Source organism: Klebsiella pneumoniae complex sp. WS1778 (genome assembly GCF_049472055.1).
GTDB classification, from domain to species: domain Bacteria; phylum Pseudomonadota; class Gammaproteobacteria; order Enterobacterales; family Enterobacteriaceae; genus Klebsiella; species Klebsiella quasipneumoniae.
On the sequence record NZ_JBKGTJ010000001.1, the window covers coordinates 283,274 to 299,751 of the forward strand.

Sequence of the window (16,478 nt, forward strand, 5' to 3'; positions counted from 1 at the left end):
GCGATTATGCCTGTCGCAGCAAGCGCTGTTTCAGCAATTTACGTCTGCTGACGCACATAGCCGAGGGCGATTTTCAGACGATTCATCCAGCCGCATAGTCCGCTCCAGGTTAACAGATCGATCGCCTGTTCCGCTGAGAGTCCATATTCGCCGAGGGGTGTTAACTGGGCGGCGCTAAACCGGTCCGGGGAGCGGGTTAACAACTGTACCGCGGTAACGAGCGCGCGCGACCGCGGATGCTGCCCAAGCCAGCGATGGAGAGCATGATCGCCCTCGCGCAAATGGCTGCCGAACGCTTCTTCACCGTGCCAGTGGGAGAGCCAGGCGTCAAAACAGGTGGCGCTGCCATTGGTGCGCGCGGTGAGTAAGGCGACCTGCGGGCCAAAGGTACCGTTGCCGCTGAGCTGGCGTAACAGCGTCTCCAGAGGCGCCATCAGCTGCGGGTCGCAGGCCAGCAATGGAGCCAGCGGGCCCAGGCCGGGCAGTGACTGCCAGCTGGCGATACGCCGCTGGCGCTCGTCATCGGCATACTGCAGATCGGGATCCTCAATGTCGGTTACCCACTCTCCTGGTGGGTTGACGAACAGGTCGGCGGGCGCCTCCTCTTGCTGCGGCATACCGGGGATCCAGCGCACCGGGAAGCCCTGGGCCGCCTGCAGCACGGCAATCGCCCGCGCCTGGAAGCCGACGAAACCGATAATCTGGTTGATCAGGATAATATCCCGACTGGTCAGGCCCACTTCGTCGAGCTGGCTGCGGGAAAGGGCGTTAATGACGGAGGGTGAACCGGCGAGCTGACGAGCGTATTGGGTGATCTGCGCCAGACGACGGTTGCTCTCGCGCGAAGAGTCGGGCCCCGGCAGGGGCGCCAGGCGGGCGGCATAGTGGTTACACAGCCGCTGGACGCCGTAGACCTGGGCGACGGTGAGCGCAGTGCTCAGGCGATCGTAGGCGGTAAAGGTTTGCAGGCGGCTCACCGCCACCTGGTCGGGAAACAGCCGCTCGGCCAGCTGGCGCGCGGGGCGTAGCCAGCCTGCGTGGGCGTGTAGCCAGGCGTCCGGCAGCGTCAGGTCCAGCAAAAAGCGGTCTTCAACATGGGCGGCTTCAGGGACGAGCGGCAGGACATCCACCGGGCAGATTGTTGACTGGGTTTCGTGATACCAGTGGTTTTTGCCATTCACGCGGCGTGGCTCCATGGGCTTTCCTTGTTCGGTATGTGGCGAACCGCCGTTCCGCGGATCGTTTATGCAGAACTATCCTGGCGTAACCCGGAAGCAGGAGAAAATATTGATACGTGCTAACAAATAGCCGATTGGAATAACAGGGGGTGCACAAGGCCTCGGAAGGGAGAGCCCTCCTCACCGGGGCGAGGAGGGTAAGGAACTTATTTCAGTTCCAGCTCGTTCATGGCGGCGATGCTGAACCCGCCATCAACGTGAACGACTTCACCGGAGATACCCGCAGACAGGTTGGAGCACAGGAAGGCTGCGCTGTTACCCACGTCTTCAATGGTGACGGTGCGACGGATCGGGGTGACCGCTTCGCAGTGCGCCAGCATTTTACGGAAATCTTTGATACCGGACGCGGCCAGGGTACGGATCGGACCGGCGGAGATAGCGTTGACGCGAACGCCTTCCGGACCCATCGCGTTCGCCATATAGCGCACGTTAGCTTCCAGAGAGGCTTTCGCCAGACCCATGACGTTGTAGTTCGGGATCGCGCGCTCGGCGCCCAGGTAGGAGAGCGTCAGCAGAGCAGAGCCCGGGTTCAGCATTGTGCGGCAGGCTTTGGCCATCGCCACGAAGCTGTAGGCGCTGATGTCGTGCGCGATTTTGAAACCTTCGCGGGTGACCGCGTTGACGTAGTCGCCGTCTAACTGGTCAGCCGGGGCATAACCGATAGAGTGGACGAAACCATCGAATTTTGGCCAGACTTTTTCCAGCTCGGTGAACAGCGCGGTGATGCTCTCGTCTTCAGCAACGTCGCACGGCAGCACAATGTCAGAACCCAGCGCGGCAGCAAACTCTTCAACGCGACCTTTCAGTTTTTCATTCTGATAGGTGAATGCCAGTTCCGCGCCTTCGCGGTGCATTGCCTGCGCAATACCGTAGGCGATGGACAGTTTGCTGGCGACGCCAGTGATCAAAATGCGCTTACCGGAAAGAAAACCCATAGCTTTAATCCTTATCGTTATTGCTTATTTTTACTTTAACAATCATAACGTTAACATTGTTATTTCAAAATAACTCAAATTTAGCCAGGAATTATATCCCACTGACGACCCCTTGTGTCACGATATTTTTCAGCCGGCCCGCGCCGCGCGGGGCAAAAGCCGATCGTGATGGCTCAAGTATACCCTTTTCTCAGCTGATTATTTGAGCGCAATCGTTGCCAGCAGGAGGCGCCCATCGGCACCGAGAGGCCGCAGCTCGCCCGGGGCGTTGCCGCGCCAGCAGAGACCGCTGCCGGCGGCGCAGCGCCGCCCGGCCAGATCCCACTCCCCCTGCAGCACATAAGCGACGCCTTCGGTGGCCGCTCGCTGCCGGTCGCTCACCACTTCAACCTTCGCTGAGGCTCGACCCCGCTGGGTCATGACATTGAAGTCCAGTCCAGGCTCAACGATCCCGACGCTGGACAGCTCCCATTCGCCGGGGAATGCCCACGGCTGCCAGAGCGCCAGCGGATGGTCGATCTCCTCCCCGCGCAGCCGTAGCGGTTGCCCCGCCAGCAGGACGATCGTCCGGTCGACCCCGGGAAAGGGGGAGAAAGGGCCATCGGCCTGCAGGGTGGCAATGCTCGCGCGCCAGAGAAAAGGGGCATCTACGGAAGGAACGGCGATAATTTCCCGCGTGGAGCCGGCACCGTTCTTCCACGGCGTGACGGGTAAAGTAGCGTAATCAAAATACGTGATCATAGTTTGCTCGGCGGAAATCTGGAGTGGATAGTATTTGTTACACGCTTGTCTCAATGTGCTTACAAATTATTTACAACAGGGCTCACAAATCCATCATTGAGCGCGTGTGCGGGTTTGTCAATGCTTGTATATACATGAGCAGTCATCTGCGAATTATCTTATCGCCGTGACCAGAGCCATCATGACAAAACGCGATCGGGAGAATGAAAATGCAACAGCGTATTACTTTCCGCCAGGCCTGCCTGGTCACCCTGTTTTCGGGGCTACTGCTGTCCGGTGGCTCAACATACGCTAAAGAGTGGAAATCGATCACCATCGCTACGGAAGGCGGCTATGAGCCCTGGAATCTGACGCTTCCCGGAGGGAAACTCAGCGGCTTCGAGCCCGAGCTAATGGCGAATTTATGCCAGCGAATGCAGATCGAATGCAAACTGGTGGTGCAGAACTGGGATGGCATGATTGCCGGACTTAACGCCGGAAAATATGACGTGATCATGGATGCTATCGTCGTCACCCCAGAGCGTTCGAAGGTAGTGGCGTTTACCCAGGCATACGCTGCCACGCCGGCCTCTTTCATTGCGGTAAAAGGGTCGCTGCTACCGCCGTCCCCGGCGGTCAAACTTCATGATGATGAGAAAGAGATTCAGGCGGCGATTGCGCCTCTGCGCGCGGCGTTGAAAGGGAAAACCATCGGCATCGCTTCCGGTACCGTCTACACCCCGTTTATTGATAAGTATTTCAAGGATATCGCTGACGTCCGGGAATATAACAACTCAGCGGATGCGATCCTCGACCTGCAGGCTGAGCGCATCGATGCGGTGTTTGATGATATTACCTTTGCCAACACCACCCTGTCGCGTCCGGAGAATAGCAATCTGGCATTGAGCGGTCCGCTGATGAGCGGCCCAATCTGGGGAGGCGGTGAGGCGATGGGTGTGCGCCTTACCGATACCGATCTCAAAGCGAAACTGGATAGCGCCATTCAGGCGGCGCTGGCCGATGGGACGGTAAAAAAACTGAGTGAGAAATGGTTTAAAAGCGACGTGACTCCCTGAGCGAGGCAACCATGTTAAATCTTCTGAGTTTGGGTGAAAACGGGTGGGGGACGCTGATCCTCAGCGCAACGCTGACCACGTTGCTGCTGTCGCTTGCAGCGCTGGCCGTCGGTGCGGGCGTGGGCGGCGTCATCGCCGCCGCGAAATTGTCCCGGCACGCGCCAGCGCGCTGGTTCGGCGCCGCCTGGTCGGTGGTATTCCGCGGTATCCCTGAATTACTGGTGATCTATCTGTTCTATTTTGGCGGCTCAGGGATGATTTCATGGCTGGGTCGCCTGTTTGGCGCAGACGGCTTTATTGAGGTGCCGCCATTTCTGATTGGCGCCCTGGCGATTGGCTTGATCTCCTCCTCGTATCAGGCGGAAGTCTACCGTGCTGCTCGCCTGGCGTTGATGCCCGGTGAAGTGGAGGCAGCTACCGCCATTGGCATGCCGCGCTGGCGGATCCTGCAGCGCATCCTGCTGCCGCAGATTGTCCGTTATTCGCTGCCGGGGTTGTCCAACGTCTGGCAGATGAGCCTCAAAGATTCGGCGCTGGTATCAGTGACCGGGATGGTTGAACTGATGCGCGCCAGCCAGATTGCCGCTGGCTCTACCCGCGATTATTTCCTGTTCTATCTCATCGGCGGCGGTTGCTATTTGATCCTGACGCTGCTCTCTAACCGCGCGTTTACCCGGGCGGAGAGCCATCTGAACCGCGCCTGGCTGCGTCGCAGCGCCGCGCAGGCGTAAGGAGCCCGTATGATTATCGATTTTGCCTTCCTCGGTGAGACGTTGTTGAAGCTCGGCGCGGCGCTGCCGGTGACGCTGGGGCTCTTTATCTGCTCTTTTATGCTTGGCGGCGTGCTGGCCCTTGGCGTTCTGGCGCTGCGAATGAGCCGCTGGCCGCTGGCAAGCGGCTTCGCCAAAGGCTATATCCTGATCTTTCGCGGCTCGCCATTGCTGATCCAGTTGTTTCTCATTTATTACGGGCTGGGTCAGTTTGGGGTGATCCGCCACAGTTTCCTGTGGCCGCTGCTGCGTGAACCCTTCATCTGCGCCGTTCTGGCGCTGGCGCTCTGTACGGCGGCCTATACCGCGGAAATTCTGCGCGGCGGGTTGCTGGCGATACCGCCGGGCCAGATTGAAGCCGGCCAGGCTTGCGGTATGTCGCGCTGGCTGCTGCTGCGGCGGATCATTGCCCCGGTGATGCTGCGCTATGCGCTGCCAGCCTACTCCACGGAGGCCATTTTGTTGGTCAAGTCGACGGCGCTGGCAAGCCTGGTGACCGTCTGGGACGTCACGGGGGTGGCCCAACAGATTATTCAGCGTACCTACCGGACGATGGAGGTATTTCTCTGCGCGGCGGCCATCTACCTGCTGCTCAATTTCATCATTGTGCAGTTGTACGCCCTGCTTGAACGGCGTTTAACCCCGCATACCCGGCCAAATCCGGCGACCGTGTCGCTCAAGCCGATAACCAAAGGAGAGTAAGATGCTCGATTCACGTCCGGTGACCTTATCGGTCAGCGATATTCATAAGTCCTTTGGCTCCCTGGATGTTCTGAAGGGGATCACCATCCAGGCGCAGCAGGGCGATGTTATTTCGATCCTTGGCGCCAGCGGCTCCGGTAAAAGTACGCTGCTGCGCTGCATTAACCTGCTGGAAACGCCCGATGCCGGAGTGGTCAGCGTCGGCGGGGAGACGATTGAAATGAAACACCACGCTCGCGGGCATCGGCTGGCGGCGAATCCCCGGCAGATAGAACGCCTGCGCTCGCGGCTGGGGATGGTCTTCCAAAGTTTTAACCTGTGGTCGCATATGACGGTTCTGCAGAATGTCATTGAGGGGCCGCATTATGTGCTCAAACGCGATAAACGGACCTGCATTGAACAGGCCGAGCAGCTGCTGGAGCGGGTGGGGATGTTGAACCGAAAGGATTTTTATCCGGCGCAGCTCTCCGGCGGCCAGCAGCAGCGCGTGGCGATAGCCCGCGCGCTGGCGATGGAGCCGGACGTCATGCTCTTTGATGAACCCACCTCAGCGCTGGATCCTGAACTGGTCGGCGAGGTGCTAAAGGTGATGCGCAGCCTGGCGGAGGAGGGACGGACGATGCTGGTGGTCACCCACGAGCTGGGATTCGCCCGCCATGTCTCCAACCGGGTGGTTTTTATGCACCAGGGGACGATTGACTGCGACGGCGCGCCTGAGGCGCTGTTTGGCAGCCAGGGATCCGCGCGCTTTAAGCAATTTATCTCCAGCCATCAACAGCCAGGACAGGTCGTATGAAAATGATCCAGTGGGGCGATGCGCCGATACGCTGGCAGGAGGTGGCTTGCGTCGCCCGGGGCGAGGCGACCTTGAGCCTCAGCGACAGCGCCTGGGCGCGTATCGCGCAAGGACGGGCGATCGTCCAGCATATCGTTAAAGCCGGCCAGGTAGCCTATGGGATCAATACCGGGCTGGGGGCGCTGTGCAATATTACGCTGCCGGAAGCGCAGCTGCACCAGCTGTCGCGCAATACGTTGCTCAGCCATGCCTGCGGGGTGGGACCGTTGCTGGAGGTCGCCCCAACCCGGGCAATTATGTGCGCCGCGGTGGCCAATTTCAGCCACGGTAAATCCGGGATCTCCGCCGGGATAGTGCAGCAACTGTTGGCGTTTTTGCAGCATGGCGTCACCCCTCAGGTGCCCTCCCAGGGGTCAGTTGGCTATTTAACGCATATGGCGCATATTGGCCTGGCCCTGATGGGGGTTGGCGATGTGCTGTGGCAGGGGCGAACGTGGCCTGCGGCAGAGGTCCTGTCGCAGCTGAATCTGCAGCCCATCGCGCCGGGAGCGAAAGAGGGGCTGAGTCTGGTCAACGGTACGCCGTGCATGACCGGTCTGGCCTGTCTGGCGTTAGACGACGCCGAGCGCTTAATGGACTGGGCCGATGTAACCGGCGCGATGAGCTTTGAAGCGCTGCGCGGCCAGCTAGTGGCATTCGATGCCGAGATCCTGGCGCTGAAAGCCAGCCCCGGGATCCAGACCAGCGGCCAGCGGCTGCGTGAGCTGCTGGCGGACAGCCCTCTGCTGGCCGAAAGTCAAGGACTTCGCACCCAGGATGCGCTAAGCCTTCGCTCGATGCCTCAGGTGCATGGCGCCTGCCGCGATCAGTTTAGCCACGTGCAGACGCAGATAAATATCGAACTCAACGCCTGTACCGATAATCCGCTGATCCTGGGGACCGTTGAGCAGTGGCGGGTGGTCTCCCAGGCGCATCCGCACGGCGAATCAGTGGCAATGGCCTGCGATTTGCTGGCCATTGCCATGGCAGAGCTCGGGGCCATCGCTGAGCGACGCCTTGATCGGCTGGTGAACCCTCTGGTGAGCGGGCTGCCGGCGTTCCTGGTCGCCCGACCGGGCGTAAATTCAGGCATGATGATTGCCCAGTACGTCGCCGCGTCGTTGTGCGCGGAAAACAAGCAGCTGGCGCAGCCGGCGGTGCTGGACAATTTTGTTACCTCGGCGTTGCAGGAGGATCATTTAAGCCTGGGCACCAGCGCTGCGCTGAAACTGCAGCGCCTGCTGGGCAACCTCTATCAGATCCTCGGCATCGAATATTTACTCGCTGCCCAGGGGCTCGATTTTCACGAGCCGCAGAAGCTGGCCGCGGGCACACGCCGGGCGCGAGACCTGCTGCGCGAAAGCGTGCCTGGCTGGGAGGACGATCGTTGGCTGGCGCCGGACATTGCCAGCGCGGTGGCCATCCTTAAGCGAACCGCTGGCCACGCGCCGGCGTGAGGTCAGCGGGCGAGGTGAATGAGGCGACGCTATTTGCCGTCTTTGCGCCAGGCGTCGGCGGTGAGAGCCTCACCAAAGTGGCCGGCAATCAGACGTCGGGTCAGGTCGTGCAGCGGTGAGGCCAGCACATCGGCGGTGCTGCCGCGCTCAACCACTTCCCCGTTATGCATCACCAGCACCTGATCGCTGATGTGCTTCATCATGCCCAGGTGCTGGGTGACATAGATGTAGGAGATGCCCTGTTTCTCCTGCAGCTCCAGCATCAGGTTGATGAGCTGGGAGCGCATCGACATATCCAGCGAGGCCAGCGCCTCATCGCAGACGATGACCTTCGGGCGCAGGATCAGCGCCCGGGCGAGGCCAAGACGCTGCTTCTGACCCGGGGCCAGCATATGGGGATAGTAGCTGACGTGGTCCGGCAGCAGGCCGACCATGCGCAGGGTGTCGATGATCTGCTTCTGTCGCGCTTCGGCGTCGAGATCGGTATTCAGCCGCAGCGGAAAATCGAGGATCTGCGAGATGCGCTGGCGCGGGTTTAGCGACGTCGACGGATCCTGAAAGATCATGCGAATTTTCTGGCTGCGGTAGGAGTAATCCCCGAAGGTCAACGGATGGTCGTCGATCAGCACCTCGCCGCTGGTGGGCTCCACCATGCCCGCCAGCATCTTCGCGAGGGTGGATTTTCCGGAGCCATTCTCGCCGATAATCGCAAGCGTCTGCCGTTCGCGCAGGGTAAAACTCAGCGGCTTAACCGCCTCCACCGTCTGGCGGTGAAACCAGCCGGTGCGGTAGCGAAAGGTCTTACTGAGTTGGCGCACTTCCAGCAATGTTTCGACCATTTCACTCTTTCTCCATGTTCAGCGGGAAATGACAGGCGTACAGGTGATTGCGCACCCCGGTAAGACGCGGCGTTTCAATACACTCGCGCTGGGCGTACGGGCAGCGGGGCCCCAGCCGGCAGCCGATGGGCAGCTGCTCCAGCAGCGGGATCGCCCCCGGCAGGGTGTTGAGGCGGCTTTTATGCGGCATGGCGCTGCCAAAATCCGGGATCGCGCGGATTAACGCCTGGGTGTAGGGGTGATGCGGCAGGGTGATCAGCTCTTCGCTGGGCCCGCTCTCCACCGTCTGCCCGCAGTACATGACGTTGATTTTATCCGCCCATTTGCTGAGCATCTGCAGGTCGTGGCTGATCAGCAAAATGGTGGTGTTGTTGTTCTGGTTGAGCCGCGTCAGCAGGCGGATAATCTGCGCCTGCGTCGTTGGTTCCATGGCGTTGGTCGGTTCATCGGCGATCAGCAGGCGCGGCTGGTTGGCCAGGGCGATGGCAATCATCACCTTCTGGCACTCGCCTTCGGTCAGCTGATAGGGGAAGCTGCGCATGGCGTCTTTGTGATCTTTAATTCCGACGCGGTGCAACAGCTCGATAGCCCGCCGCTTGCGCCAGCCCAGTCGCTGCCACCAGCGCCCTTTGTAAGTCCAGCCGGGAATACTCTGGATCAGCTGCTGGCCGATGCGCTCAGAGGGATCGAGGCACGACTGCGGCTCCTGGAATATCATCGACACGTTGTGGCCGATCAGTTTTCGGCGTTCGCGGTTCGACAGCCGCAGCAGGTCGATGTCGTCGAAGCGCATGCGGTCGGCCGTGACCCGCCAGTTGTCCTTTGTCACGCCGCAGATAGCTTTGGCGATCAGGCTCTTTCCGGAGCCGGATTCCCCGACCAGACCACGGATTTCGCCTTCGGTCAGGGTCAGGCTGACGCGATCGACGGCTTTCACCCAGCCTTCGTTGGTTTTAAATTCGATGGTTAAGTGACGAATATCGAGTAACGGCATTATTCTACCCCGGCAATGATCGCCCGGCGAATACCGTCGCCCAGCAGGTTGACCAGCAGTACGCTGAGCATAATCGCGGCCCCGGGCAGCATCACGGTCCACGGCGCAACATAGATAAGCTCCAGCGCATCGCCCAGCATCGCTCCCCATTCCGGCGAAGGCAGCTGAGCGCCGAGGTCAAGAAAGCCCAGCGCGGCGATATCCAGAATAGCCATCGACAGGGCGCGGGTGATCTCGGTCACCAGGCCTGAGGCGATATTGGGCAGAATGGCGAACAACAGAATATTCAGCGTCGACGCCCCGTCGAGGCGGGCGGCGATGATGTACTCTTTCTCCAGCTCATCGTGGACCATGCTGTAGACGGAACGCACCATCCGCGGCAGCAGCGCCAGCCAGACGGCAAACATCGCATGGCTGAGGTGCGGCCCGGCAAAGGCGACGACGATGATGGCCAGCAGCAGCGAGGGGATGGAGAGTAGGGTATCGAGGATATGGTTCATCACCGCCGAGCGCAGGCCGTGGGTCGACCCGGCAATGACGCCCAGCACCAGGCCAAACAGCGTGGCGCCGAGGGTGACGACAAAAGCGCCGCCGACGGTCGGCGCCGCGCCGCTCAGCAGCCGGCTGAGCACATCGCGCCCCAGGTCATCGGTCCCGAGGAAGAAAGAGACTTCGCCATAGCGCGACCACGATGGCGGCAGTAGCTGGTAGCCGAGGAACTGCTGGTCGATGCCGTAGGGGGCGAACCAGCCGCCGAAGACGCAGAGCAGCAGCAGCCCCGCGCAGCCGTACAGGCCGATCATCGCCGTGGTGTCGCCATAGAATTTACGCCATACGGTGCGCAGCGCGCCGGGCGGACGCTTTTCCAGATAAACGCTATCGTAGGGCATATGAATCCGTTTTAAGTTTGTTAGTCATGCTTTAAGTCTTTTCAAAAATCCCGCTAATACCAACATCTTGCCAGCATTGAGTGCTTTAATTTTGTGTGTTCTGCATTGATTTGAAGGTTATCAATTTAACCAAAATGTGTACACTGATGTGTATATCATCTTCCGGAGTGTACACATTGCTTACCGACACAAAATTAAGAAAAGCTCTTGGCAAAAAGAGAGACCAGATCGAGGTCATATCGGACGCTCATGGTCTGAATGTCCGGTTGTCTACTTCCGGCAGTATAACATTCTTTTACCGCTACAGATGGAACGGGAAAGCCGCTCAGCTAACGATTGGCGATTATCCCACCACCTCCTTATCTCAAGCTCGCGAACGTAGACAGCAGTTCAGGGCCTGGTTGACAGAGGGACTCGATCCGAGACGGCAAACAGTTCTGGAGAAACAGAAAAAAGTCGAAGCGCTCACCGTCAAAGAGGCTTTCGATTACTGGGAAAAGTATTACTGCATCCCTGAAGGTCTTGTGAAAATCAAGGTTAACCGGCGGGACTTCAATAACCATATAGCGCCTGTGCTGGGGAACATGATTGTTGATCAGACCACTAAAGCACACTGGCTTAACCTTTTTGATGGCATGGGGCGAAGAGTTGTCACTGGTCAGATGCTTGGGCTGATGCAGCGTACGTTCCGTTTTTGCTCCAATAGAGGGGTAATTAATGTGAACCCAATTGAGAGCCTTAGGCGCTCTGACGTAGGTCTCACAGCATCCGTAAAAGATCGCAGATTGAGTGATGAGGAAATCAAAACAGTTTGGAACATCCTTCCTGAATTGAAGTACAGACAACAGCTGATAATGAAGTTTCTCATCATGACTGGCTGCCGGAGTACGGAGATCAGGACAGCAAGATGGGAGTGGTTCGATTTCCATGAGCAAACGTGGACCATTCCGGCAAGCGATTATAAAACCGGGAAATCGGTCAGAAGGGCACTTCCCGAGGCAGTAGTAAGAATGATGTTAGCAGAGAAGCAAACGTCAGTTTCGAAACACGTTGTGACACTGTCACGCTACAGAGGGCCAGAAGATGACAGACCGCCACTACAACCAAACGTCGCTCTGTTTTCTGCTCAGATTATAGCTAAAACAGGCATGAAGCCCTGGTCTCTCCATGACCTCAGAAGAACAGTGGCGACACGCCTTTCTGAATTAGGTGCGCCGCCACATGTTGTGGAAAAACTGCTTGGCCATCATATGGCAGGTGTCATGGCACGTTATAACCTGCATGATTATCTGGATGATCAGCGTCACTGGCTTGCTGTTTGGCAGGATCACCTTGAGAAGCTGGTTGGTCAGCCTCTGGTTTGATCCCCACGTTATCTTCCCAGGCCAGCAGGTCTGAAAGTCTCCACCTTTTAGGGCTGCCATTTATTTTAGGCTGCGGGAATGGCTGAGCAAAGTAAGAGGGCATCCGGGATGGGGTGCTCCAGAAATAGAGTGTGCTGCGCGATATTTTGTATCTGGACAGAACGTCATCGGTTATCAAAATTTCATCTGATTTATGAGATGTATTAGTCATAAAAACCCCTTAGTTACATTGTCCAGGCAGATGGTGTAGCCGGCGCGCGCAGCTCATGGCTGTGGCCACATAGCTACTTTTTCTGTTAACAACTTCTACAGTGATCTTTGAGCCTTGAACCACCACCGTATAAGTTCTCTTCGTTTTCTGTCGCCCGTAAGCTCCATAAAGCTCAACGTGTTTTGCCAGCGCGGCATCGCACGCCTGGCGGCCCAGAGGGGAGTGTCTGCTTCGGTTAATCAATCGCATATACATTCCTTTATCGGGAGAGTTTCCTCTCCCGATCTGGTTAGCCCACGTATTCCGGTTTCATGTCGTCCAGGGTGATGCGGAACTGGTCATACAGTTCATCGCCGAGGTGGCGTTTCGCGCCGTTGAGAATGCCTTCAGCTTTAGCGAACAGTTCGACGGCTTCCGGTTCTCCGGGATTGGGTAGAGAGTTGATCGCGGCCTCAACTTTGTTTCGGGCGTCTACCATGAAATAACGCTGCACGGCTTTACCTTTCAGCTCGGTGAAAAGAACAGTGCCCAACACAGCTTTCTCTTTATCCAGATCCGCCCTGATGGCTTTTGCTGCATCGACCGATTCGGCGCGCTCAATGCGGTCACGGAAATCATCTGCCAGGGAAATATTGAGAGCTGCATCCTGCGTGCTGGTGGTGATGTCTGTTCCTCTGGTGATCTCTGCCACAGACATTCTTTGCGCCGGCGCCGGGTTTATTTCTCGCTCGGGTCTTTGTTCAACTTCATCCGGGCTGTAAACACCCAGGATGACTTCCGGGCAGTACAGGCGAGCCCAGTATTTGACGCCCAGATAAGCGATTTGCTGTTTCGGGTTAGAAACCCACAAAGGAGAATTACGTGTGACGACTCCAGAGAGATAAAGTGGCTCCCCCCAAGTGATTTCTGATTCACCGCGCAGAATCGCGCCGACCTGGACGAATAACCCGATTTCGTCCTCATCTGTCCAACCTCGTACACGCTCGGTGACATTGTATTTCCCGTTTTTGCCGTGCTTTTCCCGGGTGACCTCTTGAGTCCTGGTGCAGCGCTCCCAGTCGCCGCCGTAACGATAGTGAAAGCGGCCATGAATGGCGCTTGAGCTGGCGATTACCGCATTGACCAATTGGGCTTCATACCCAAGCACACCGTTTACCAGATGCGTTTTTTGCGCTACTGCGTAGGGATTCATGCCCCATTGCATTGCCTGCATAACGATCGCCATGCAATCGGCTGGTTTACCCGCGAGGTGTGCAGGTACCGTCACCTGAGAATCTGCCATCAGGTTTGCAAATGCCGTTAGCTGGCCGAGCGCCTGCACATTGAAGATGGCGTTACTGGCAGAAATGGTATTTGGAGCCTGTTGCTCAGTGGTAACAATATTGGTGTTTTCCATCGTCATATCCCCTTATGCCTGTCCGCGCAGCGCTTCGAGACGGCGCACATCAAAATCGTTGAGTTCTTCGGCGTAATCCTCAGTGATTGGCGCCGGCCATTCGCCAGTGTCGAAACCGTTCGCGATGACACGCATTGCTTTGCGATATTCCAGCATGCCGAGTTCCAGCAGTTCTTCGGATGCCTCGATGATGGCGATCCAGTGGTAGTTCTCGTCTTTGTTAACGAATATCCAGAAGAACTGGTCAAGGGCTGCGGTTTCGCAGTACATAGCCGCGCTCAGGTGGTAATCGCGCTCGATGATTTCCCGGTGCAATTTGGCGCGCAGGCCTTCCTGCTTGATGTTCCACATGCTGATGGTTTTAAGGTCCGCACCGATGCGCAGGCCGCCCATGTCTATCTCAAGGTCAGGACGCACGCGAACTTCCAGCCCGGTTTCCTCATCAATGCCGAAATAGCTCACCTCGACGGCACGGCTCGGGTGCGTCAATAACTTGCCGGCGGTCGGGTGATTCAGGAGTGCTTTCTGAATGGCCAGCGCAGTACTTAGTTGCTGATGGGTAACCAGCACTTTTCCTTCAGGGTTTTCGTGCCATGCATCCAGCAGCTCATCGGCAAACACGGCATCCGGTTTAACCGATTTCACGGCCTGAATCAGATCGGCCTTTGTGCCAGAGACTTTCAGCGGCTGCGCCTTCTGTGCTTCCTGAGCAACCAGGTCAGGGTTAATGATTGCCAGCTGTTCCAGTAAGGCATCGCGGCTGCCGCTGGTTTTCACCTGGGCGGGCAGAGTAGCGTTATATTCCTTGATGCATGCCTTCATTGCGGTAGCGGTTTGCTTTTGACCGTCTTCAATGCGCTGGAACTCAGCAGGCAAAGACATATAACCCTGGCCGGTTTCTTCAACTGATGTACCCAAAGGAACCTGGGCGGGCAGGGTCGCGTTGTATTCCTCCAAGAATCTCTTGATGTCATCTGCGCTGAGCAAAACCGGAAGCCCGTTGTTGTATTCGTCGATAAACGCGCGGATCGTCGCAGTCGTGGTGAAGGCGCCTTCCGGGATTTCCGGCTCGATGCTGAACTCTGTTTCCAGCTGCTCAGGCTGCAGCGCCAGTGCATGCACCAGATTTCCCATATCCAGAACAGGGGAGCGTACCTTCTGGATGGTTTTAGATACGTGGCGTGCCTCGAAATACATCAGCGATACCCGTGCATCTTTAACCATCGTGGAGCTGATACCGTTAGCGGCGTGGTAGATCTCATTTGGCACGCCTTCATATCGACCAGGCTCGAAATACTCCGGCCATGCTGGCGCTGCTTGTTCAGCCACTTCCTCTTCATCGCTATGAGCACTCTCGGAAACCTGGCTTTTCAGCACTTCGGCGGTAAGATCCGGGCAGCGTTCAGCCAGTATTTTGCTCATGTTCACGGCAGTTGTTTGCGCAGGAGGCTCATCAGCGCCTTCGCCTGCTGATACCGTATTATCATTTTCGTCTTCGACCGGCTGAGCCGTTTCCATCTGCACATTGCTGGTGGTTCCTTCTTCGGTGGCATTAGTAGCCGGTGAAGTCATAAGGCCTTCAATTGAAAACATTCCGCCGCCGAGATTTGAAATTTCCGGGGCTCTGGGTTTGGTAAGGTCTTCGGTTATCCACTTCGGATCCGTGGGGTCACTGATACCTTCGACATATTCGCCACGTTCGGCGGCCAGAACCTGATCAGCGTCAGGACGTTTCTTTTGAGCTTCTTTCACCAGTTCGGTGCCAATTACCTGAAAGTCAGTTGGGAGAGTTTCCAGGTCAGGCACACCTTCATCTCCATCGATAGCCTTTTTCACAGCGTCCAGAGTGACGGCGGCAAATGAAACATGACCGGCTTTTTCAAGCGTCTCAGCAGAAGGGGCGTCATGCTTATGCTCGGTCAGGTTCGCATTGATATAGGTCTGCAGGCTTACCGGGAAATGGTGAATATCGCTGGTGGCGCCACGAATAAGGGCAAAAATGGCTGCGCGTGAATAATCCAGGATGCCTGCGACCTTGCGCAGCGCTGCAGACCATTCCTTGAACGGACTTTCTTTCTTCTGAACGATCTCTTTGGCCCGGCGGTGAATTGATGCCGGGAAATTGTAGATATCGAAATCCATTGGCATTGTGGCCAGGGCTATTTCTACATCGAGCGTATCAAGGGTATGGGTGTAGTCAGGGTTGCGATCGGTTTTATTACCGCCGCCAGCATTCGTACCTGCATCAGTTTTCATAACCGAAGAAATGCAGTTACCGGCAGCCCATTCCCTGGTGAGAATGCCGCGGTCGATCGCGTTCGTGGCGAACCACAGCTTTGCAAACTGGATACGTTTGCCGAGCTCATGCCGTTTCCCTTCCGGGAAGACTTTTTTATTGGCGCTGGTGAATTTCCAGAGCGCCGGCATATCGTATTTTTTGATTTCAGGGACATTCTCGGCGGCCAGAATCAGATCCTGGACGGCTGTGTTATCAGTGTCCATTTCAAGAGCTGACAGCTCCTGCCGGTGAGGCATGCTGATATGATAAACGTGACGTTCTTCGGCCATGTACTGCGCCAGCAGCTGAGCGCGAAAGGGGAGCTCGGCCACGTTAAAAAGCGCGCTGGAATCGTCCTGGTATTCGTCACTACCGAAAGTTTCCACGGTCTCACCTTGTGCCGCGTCGCCATTAGTATTGGCATCAACCAGCTCGCCACTAACGGGCTCAGCGGATACTCCGGCATCATTGATGTGATGCTCCGCAGGCGCCTGACCTGGCTTCAGAGCCCAGGTGCGACCATCGTCGCCGAGCTGGTAGCGTTGGCACCATGAGTAATCGAGAACACCTTCCGCCTGAAGGTCATTGAATACCGGGAAATCGGTGCGAATTGGTTTTTGATAGTCTTTGCCGCGGCCTGTTTCGATCCCAGCGTCTTCCAGATCGACGTCCAGCTGCAGAAGGGCGCGAGCTTCTGATTTATTGGTACGCCAGATTACGGCATCAGCTTTACCCGATTTTTGAGTCGCTTTTATCAGATAAAAATATTCCAT

Annotated in this window: 14 protein-coding genes and 1 pseudogene; 6 read left to right on the forward strand and 9 right to left on the reverse strand. The window is 57.2% G+C overall.

Annotated elements, in window-relative coordinates; all coding sequences use genetic code 11:
* Positions 1-38 precede the first annotated feature (38 nt).
* The 3 genes from ACLEXF_RS01450 to ACLEXF_RS01460 form a co-directional block, all read right to left on the reverse strand.
* A complete protein-coding gene (locus ACLEXF_RS01450) occupies positions 39-1,196 on the reverse strand; it encodes a CMD domain-containing protein (protein WP_371331807.1) in 1,158 nt (385 codons plus the stop codon).
* 188 nt (positions 1,197-1,384) lie between these two features.
* The gene (fabI, locus tag ACLEXF_RS01455) at positions 1,385-2,173 is read right to left on the reverse strand and encodes an enoyl-ACP reductase FabI (RefSeq protein ID WP_004203888.1); all 789 of its coding nucleotides are present in this window, start codon (positions 2,171-2,173) and stop codon (positions 1,385-1,387) included.
* A gap of 198 nt (positions 2,174-2,371) precedes the next feature.
* A complete protein-coding gene (locus ACLEXF_RS01460) occupies positions 2,372-2,914 on the reverse strand; it encodes a HutD/Ves family protein (RefSeq protein WP_407259836.1) in 543 nt (180 codons plus the stop codon).
* A 209-nt stretch (positions 2,915-3,123) separates the two neighbouring features.
* Between ACLEXF_RS01460 and ACLEXF_RS01465 the strand changes: the two genes are divergently transcribed.
* Genes ACLEXF_RS01465 through ACLEXF_RS01485 form a run of 5 tightly spaced genes read left to right on the forward strand, consistent with a single transcriptional unit; the run spans position 3,124 to position 7,733 of the window.
* Entirely contained in the window at positions 3,124-3,969 is an 846-nt protein-coding gene (locus ACLEXF_RS01465; RefSeq protein WP_004203890.1) for a transporter substrate-binding domain-containing protein, read from the forward strand.
* Between the two features lie 11 nt (positions 3,970-3,980).
* Positions 3,981-4,700 (forward strand): ABC transporter permease, encoded by a 720-nt coding sequence (locus tag ACLEXF_RS01470; protein WP_004203892.1) that lies wholly within the window; start codon positions 3,981-3,983, stop codon positions 4,698-4,700.
* Between the two features lie 9 nt (positions 4,701-4,709).
* Positions 4,710-5,441, forward strand: coding sequence for an ABC transporter permease (locus ACLEXF_RS01475; RefSeq protein WP_004203893.1), 732 nt, complete (start codon positions 4,710-4,712; stop codon positions 5,439-5,441).
* A 1-nt stretch (position 5,442) separates the two neighbouring features.
* Positions 5,443-6,237, forward strand: coding sequence for an ABC transporter ATP-binding protein (locus ACLEXF_RS01480; protein ID WP_017900863.1), 795 nt, complete (start codon positions 5,443-5,445; stop codon positions 6,235-6,237).
* Positions 6,234-7,733 carry an HAL/PAL/TAL family ammonia-lyase gene (locus ACLEXF_RS01485; protein ID WP_368760932.1) on the forward strand — a complete coding sequence of 500 codons (1,500 nt, stop codon included), beginning with the start codon at positions 6,234-6,236 and terminating at the stop codon, positions 7,731-7,733. Before ACLEXF_RS01480 ends, ACLEXF_RS01485 begins: the two co-directional genes overlap by 4 nt.
* 29 nt (positions 7,734-7,762) lie before the next feature.
* Here the strand turns inward: ACLEXF_RS01485 and sapF are convergent, their stop codons facing one another.
* From sapF to sapC, 3 genes are read right to left on the reverse strand one after another with little or no spacing between them, the layout of a single operon-like run.
* Positions 7,763-8,572, reverse strand: a complete 810-nt coding sequence (sapF, locus tag ACLEXF_RS01490; RefSeq protein ID WP_004203898.1) for a putrescine export ABC transporter ATP-binding protein SapF — start codon at positions 8,570-8,572, stop codon at positions 7,763-7,765.
* A gap of 1 nt (position 8,573) precedes the next feature.
* Positions 8,574-9,566, reverse strand: coding sequence for a putrescine export ABC transporter ATP-binding protein SapD (gene sapD / locus ACLEXF_RS01495; protein WP_004203899.1), 993 nt, complete (start codon positions 9,564-9,566; stop codon positions 8,574-8,576).
* Positions 9,566-10,456 (reverse strand): putrescine export ABC transporter permease SapC, encoded by an 891-nt coding sequence (gene sapC, locus ACLEXF_RS01500; protein WP_004151901.1) that lies wholly within the window; start codon positions 10,454-10,456, stop codon positions 9,566-9,568. Before sapC ends, sapD begins: the two co-directional genes overlap by 1 nt.
* A gap of 146 nt (positions 10,457-10,602) precedes the next feature.
* Between sapC and ACLEXF_RS01505 the strand changes: the two genes are divergently transcribed.
* Positions 10,603-11,820: a tyrosine-type recombinase/integrase gene (locus tag ACLEXF_RS01505; protein ID WP_069734229.1), complete on the forward strand. Its 1,218-nt coding sequence runs from the start codon at positions 10,603-10,605 to the stop codon at positions 11,818-11,820.
* A 220-nt stretch (positions 11,821-12,040) separates the two neighbouring features.
* Here ACLEXF_RS01505 and ACLEXF_RS01510 read toward each other — a convergent pair whose 3' ends face one another.
* The 3 genes and pseudogenes from ACLEXF_RS01510 to ACLEXF_RS01520 all read right to left on the reverse strand — a co-directional run bounded on the left by ACLEXF_RS01510 (position 12,041) and on the right by ACLEXF_RS01520 (position 16,478).
* Positions 12,041-12,280, reverse strand: coding sequence for a DUF4060 family protein (locus tag ACLEXF_RS01510; RefSeq protein WP_022631172.1), 240 nt, complete (start codon positions 12,278-12,280; stop codon positions 12,041-12,043).
* Between the two features lie 40 nt (positions 12,281-12,320).
* Positions 12,321-13,477, reverse strand: a pseudogene (locus ACLEXF_RS01515) (RecT family recombinase).
* Positions 13,440-16,478, reverse strand: coding sequence for a RecE family exodeoxyribonuclease (locus tag ACLEXF_RS01520; RefSeq protein WP_423265700.1), 3,039 nt, complete (start codon positions 16,476-16,478; stop codon positions 13,440-13,442). Before ACLEXF_RS01520 ends, ACLEXF_RS01515 begins: the two are co-directional and overlap by 38 nt.

Bases quoted from the DNA above. Each gene is read 5' to 3' on its own strand.
- ACLEXF_RS01505 (WP_069734229.1), top strand. From the start codon at position 10,603: ATGTGTATATCATCTTCCGGAGTGTACACATTGCTTACCGACACAAAA.
- sapF (WP_004203898.1), bottom strand. From the start codon at position 8,572: ATGGTCGAAACATTGCTGGAAGTGCGCCAACTCAGTAAGACCTTTCGC.
- ACLEXF_RS01470 (WP_004203892.1), top strand. From the start codon at position 3,981: ATGTTAAATCTTCTGAGTTTGGGTGAAAACGGGTGGGGGACGCTGATC.
- ACLEXF_RS01450 (WP_371331807.1), bottom strand. From the start codon at position 1,196: ATGGAGCCACGCCGCGTGAATGGCAAAAACCACTGGTATCACGAAACC.
- ACLEXF_RS01475 (WP_004203893.1), top strand. From the start codon at position 4,710: ATGATTATCGATTTTGCCTTCCTCGGTGAGACGTTGTTGAAGCTCGGC.
- ACLEXF_RS01460 (WP_407259836.1), bottom strand. From the start codon at position 2,914: ATGATCACGTATTTTGATTACGCTACTTTACCCGTCACGCCGTGGAAG.
- sapC (WP_004151901.1), bottom strand. From the start codon at position 10,456: ATGCCCTACGATAGCGTTTATCTGGAAAAGCGTCCGCCCGGCGCGCTG.
- ACLEXF_RS01520 (WP_423265700.1), bottom strand. From the start codon at position 16,478: ATGGAATATTTTTATCTGATAAAAGCGACTCAAAAATCGGGTAAAGCT.
- ACLEXF_RS01480 (WP_017900863.1), top strand. From the start codon at position 5,443: ATGCTCGATTCACGTCCGGTGACCTTATCGGTCAGCGATATTCATAAG.
- ACLEXF_RS01510 (WP_022631172.1), bottom strand. From the start codon at position 12,280: ATGCGATTGATTAACCGAAGCAGACACTCCCCTCTGGGCCGCCAGGCG.
- ACLEXF_RS01485 (WP_368760932.1), top strand. From the start codon at position 6,234: ATGAAAATGATCCAGTGGGGCGATGCGCCGATACGCTGGCAGGAGGTG.
- fabI (WP_004203888.1), bottom strand. From the start codon at position 2,173: ATGGGTTTTCTTTCCGGTAAGCGCATTTTGATCACTGGCGTCGCCAGC.
- ACLEXF_RS01465 (WP_004203890.1), top strand. From the start codon at position 3,124: ATGCAACAGCGTATTACTTTCCGCCAGGCCTGCCTGGTCACCCTGTTT.
- sapD (WP_004203899.1), bottom strand. From the start codon at position 9,566: ATGCCGTTACTCGATATTCGTCACTTAACCATCGAATTTAAAACCAAC.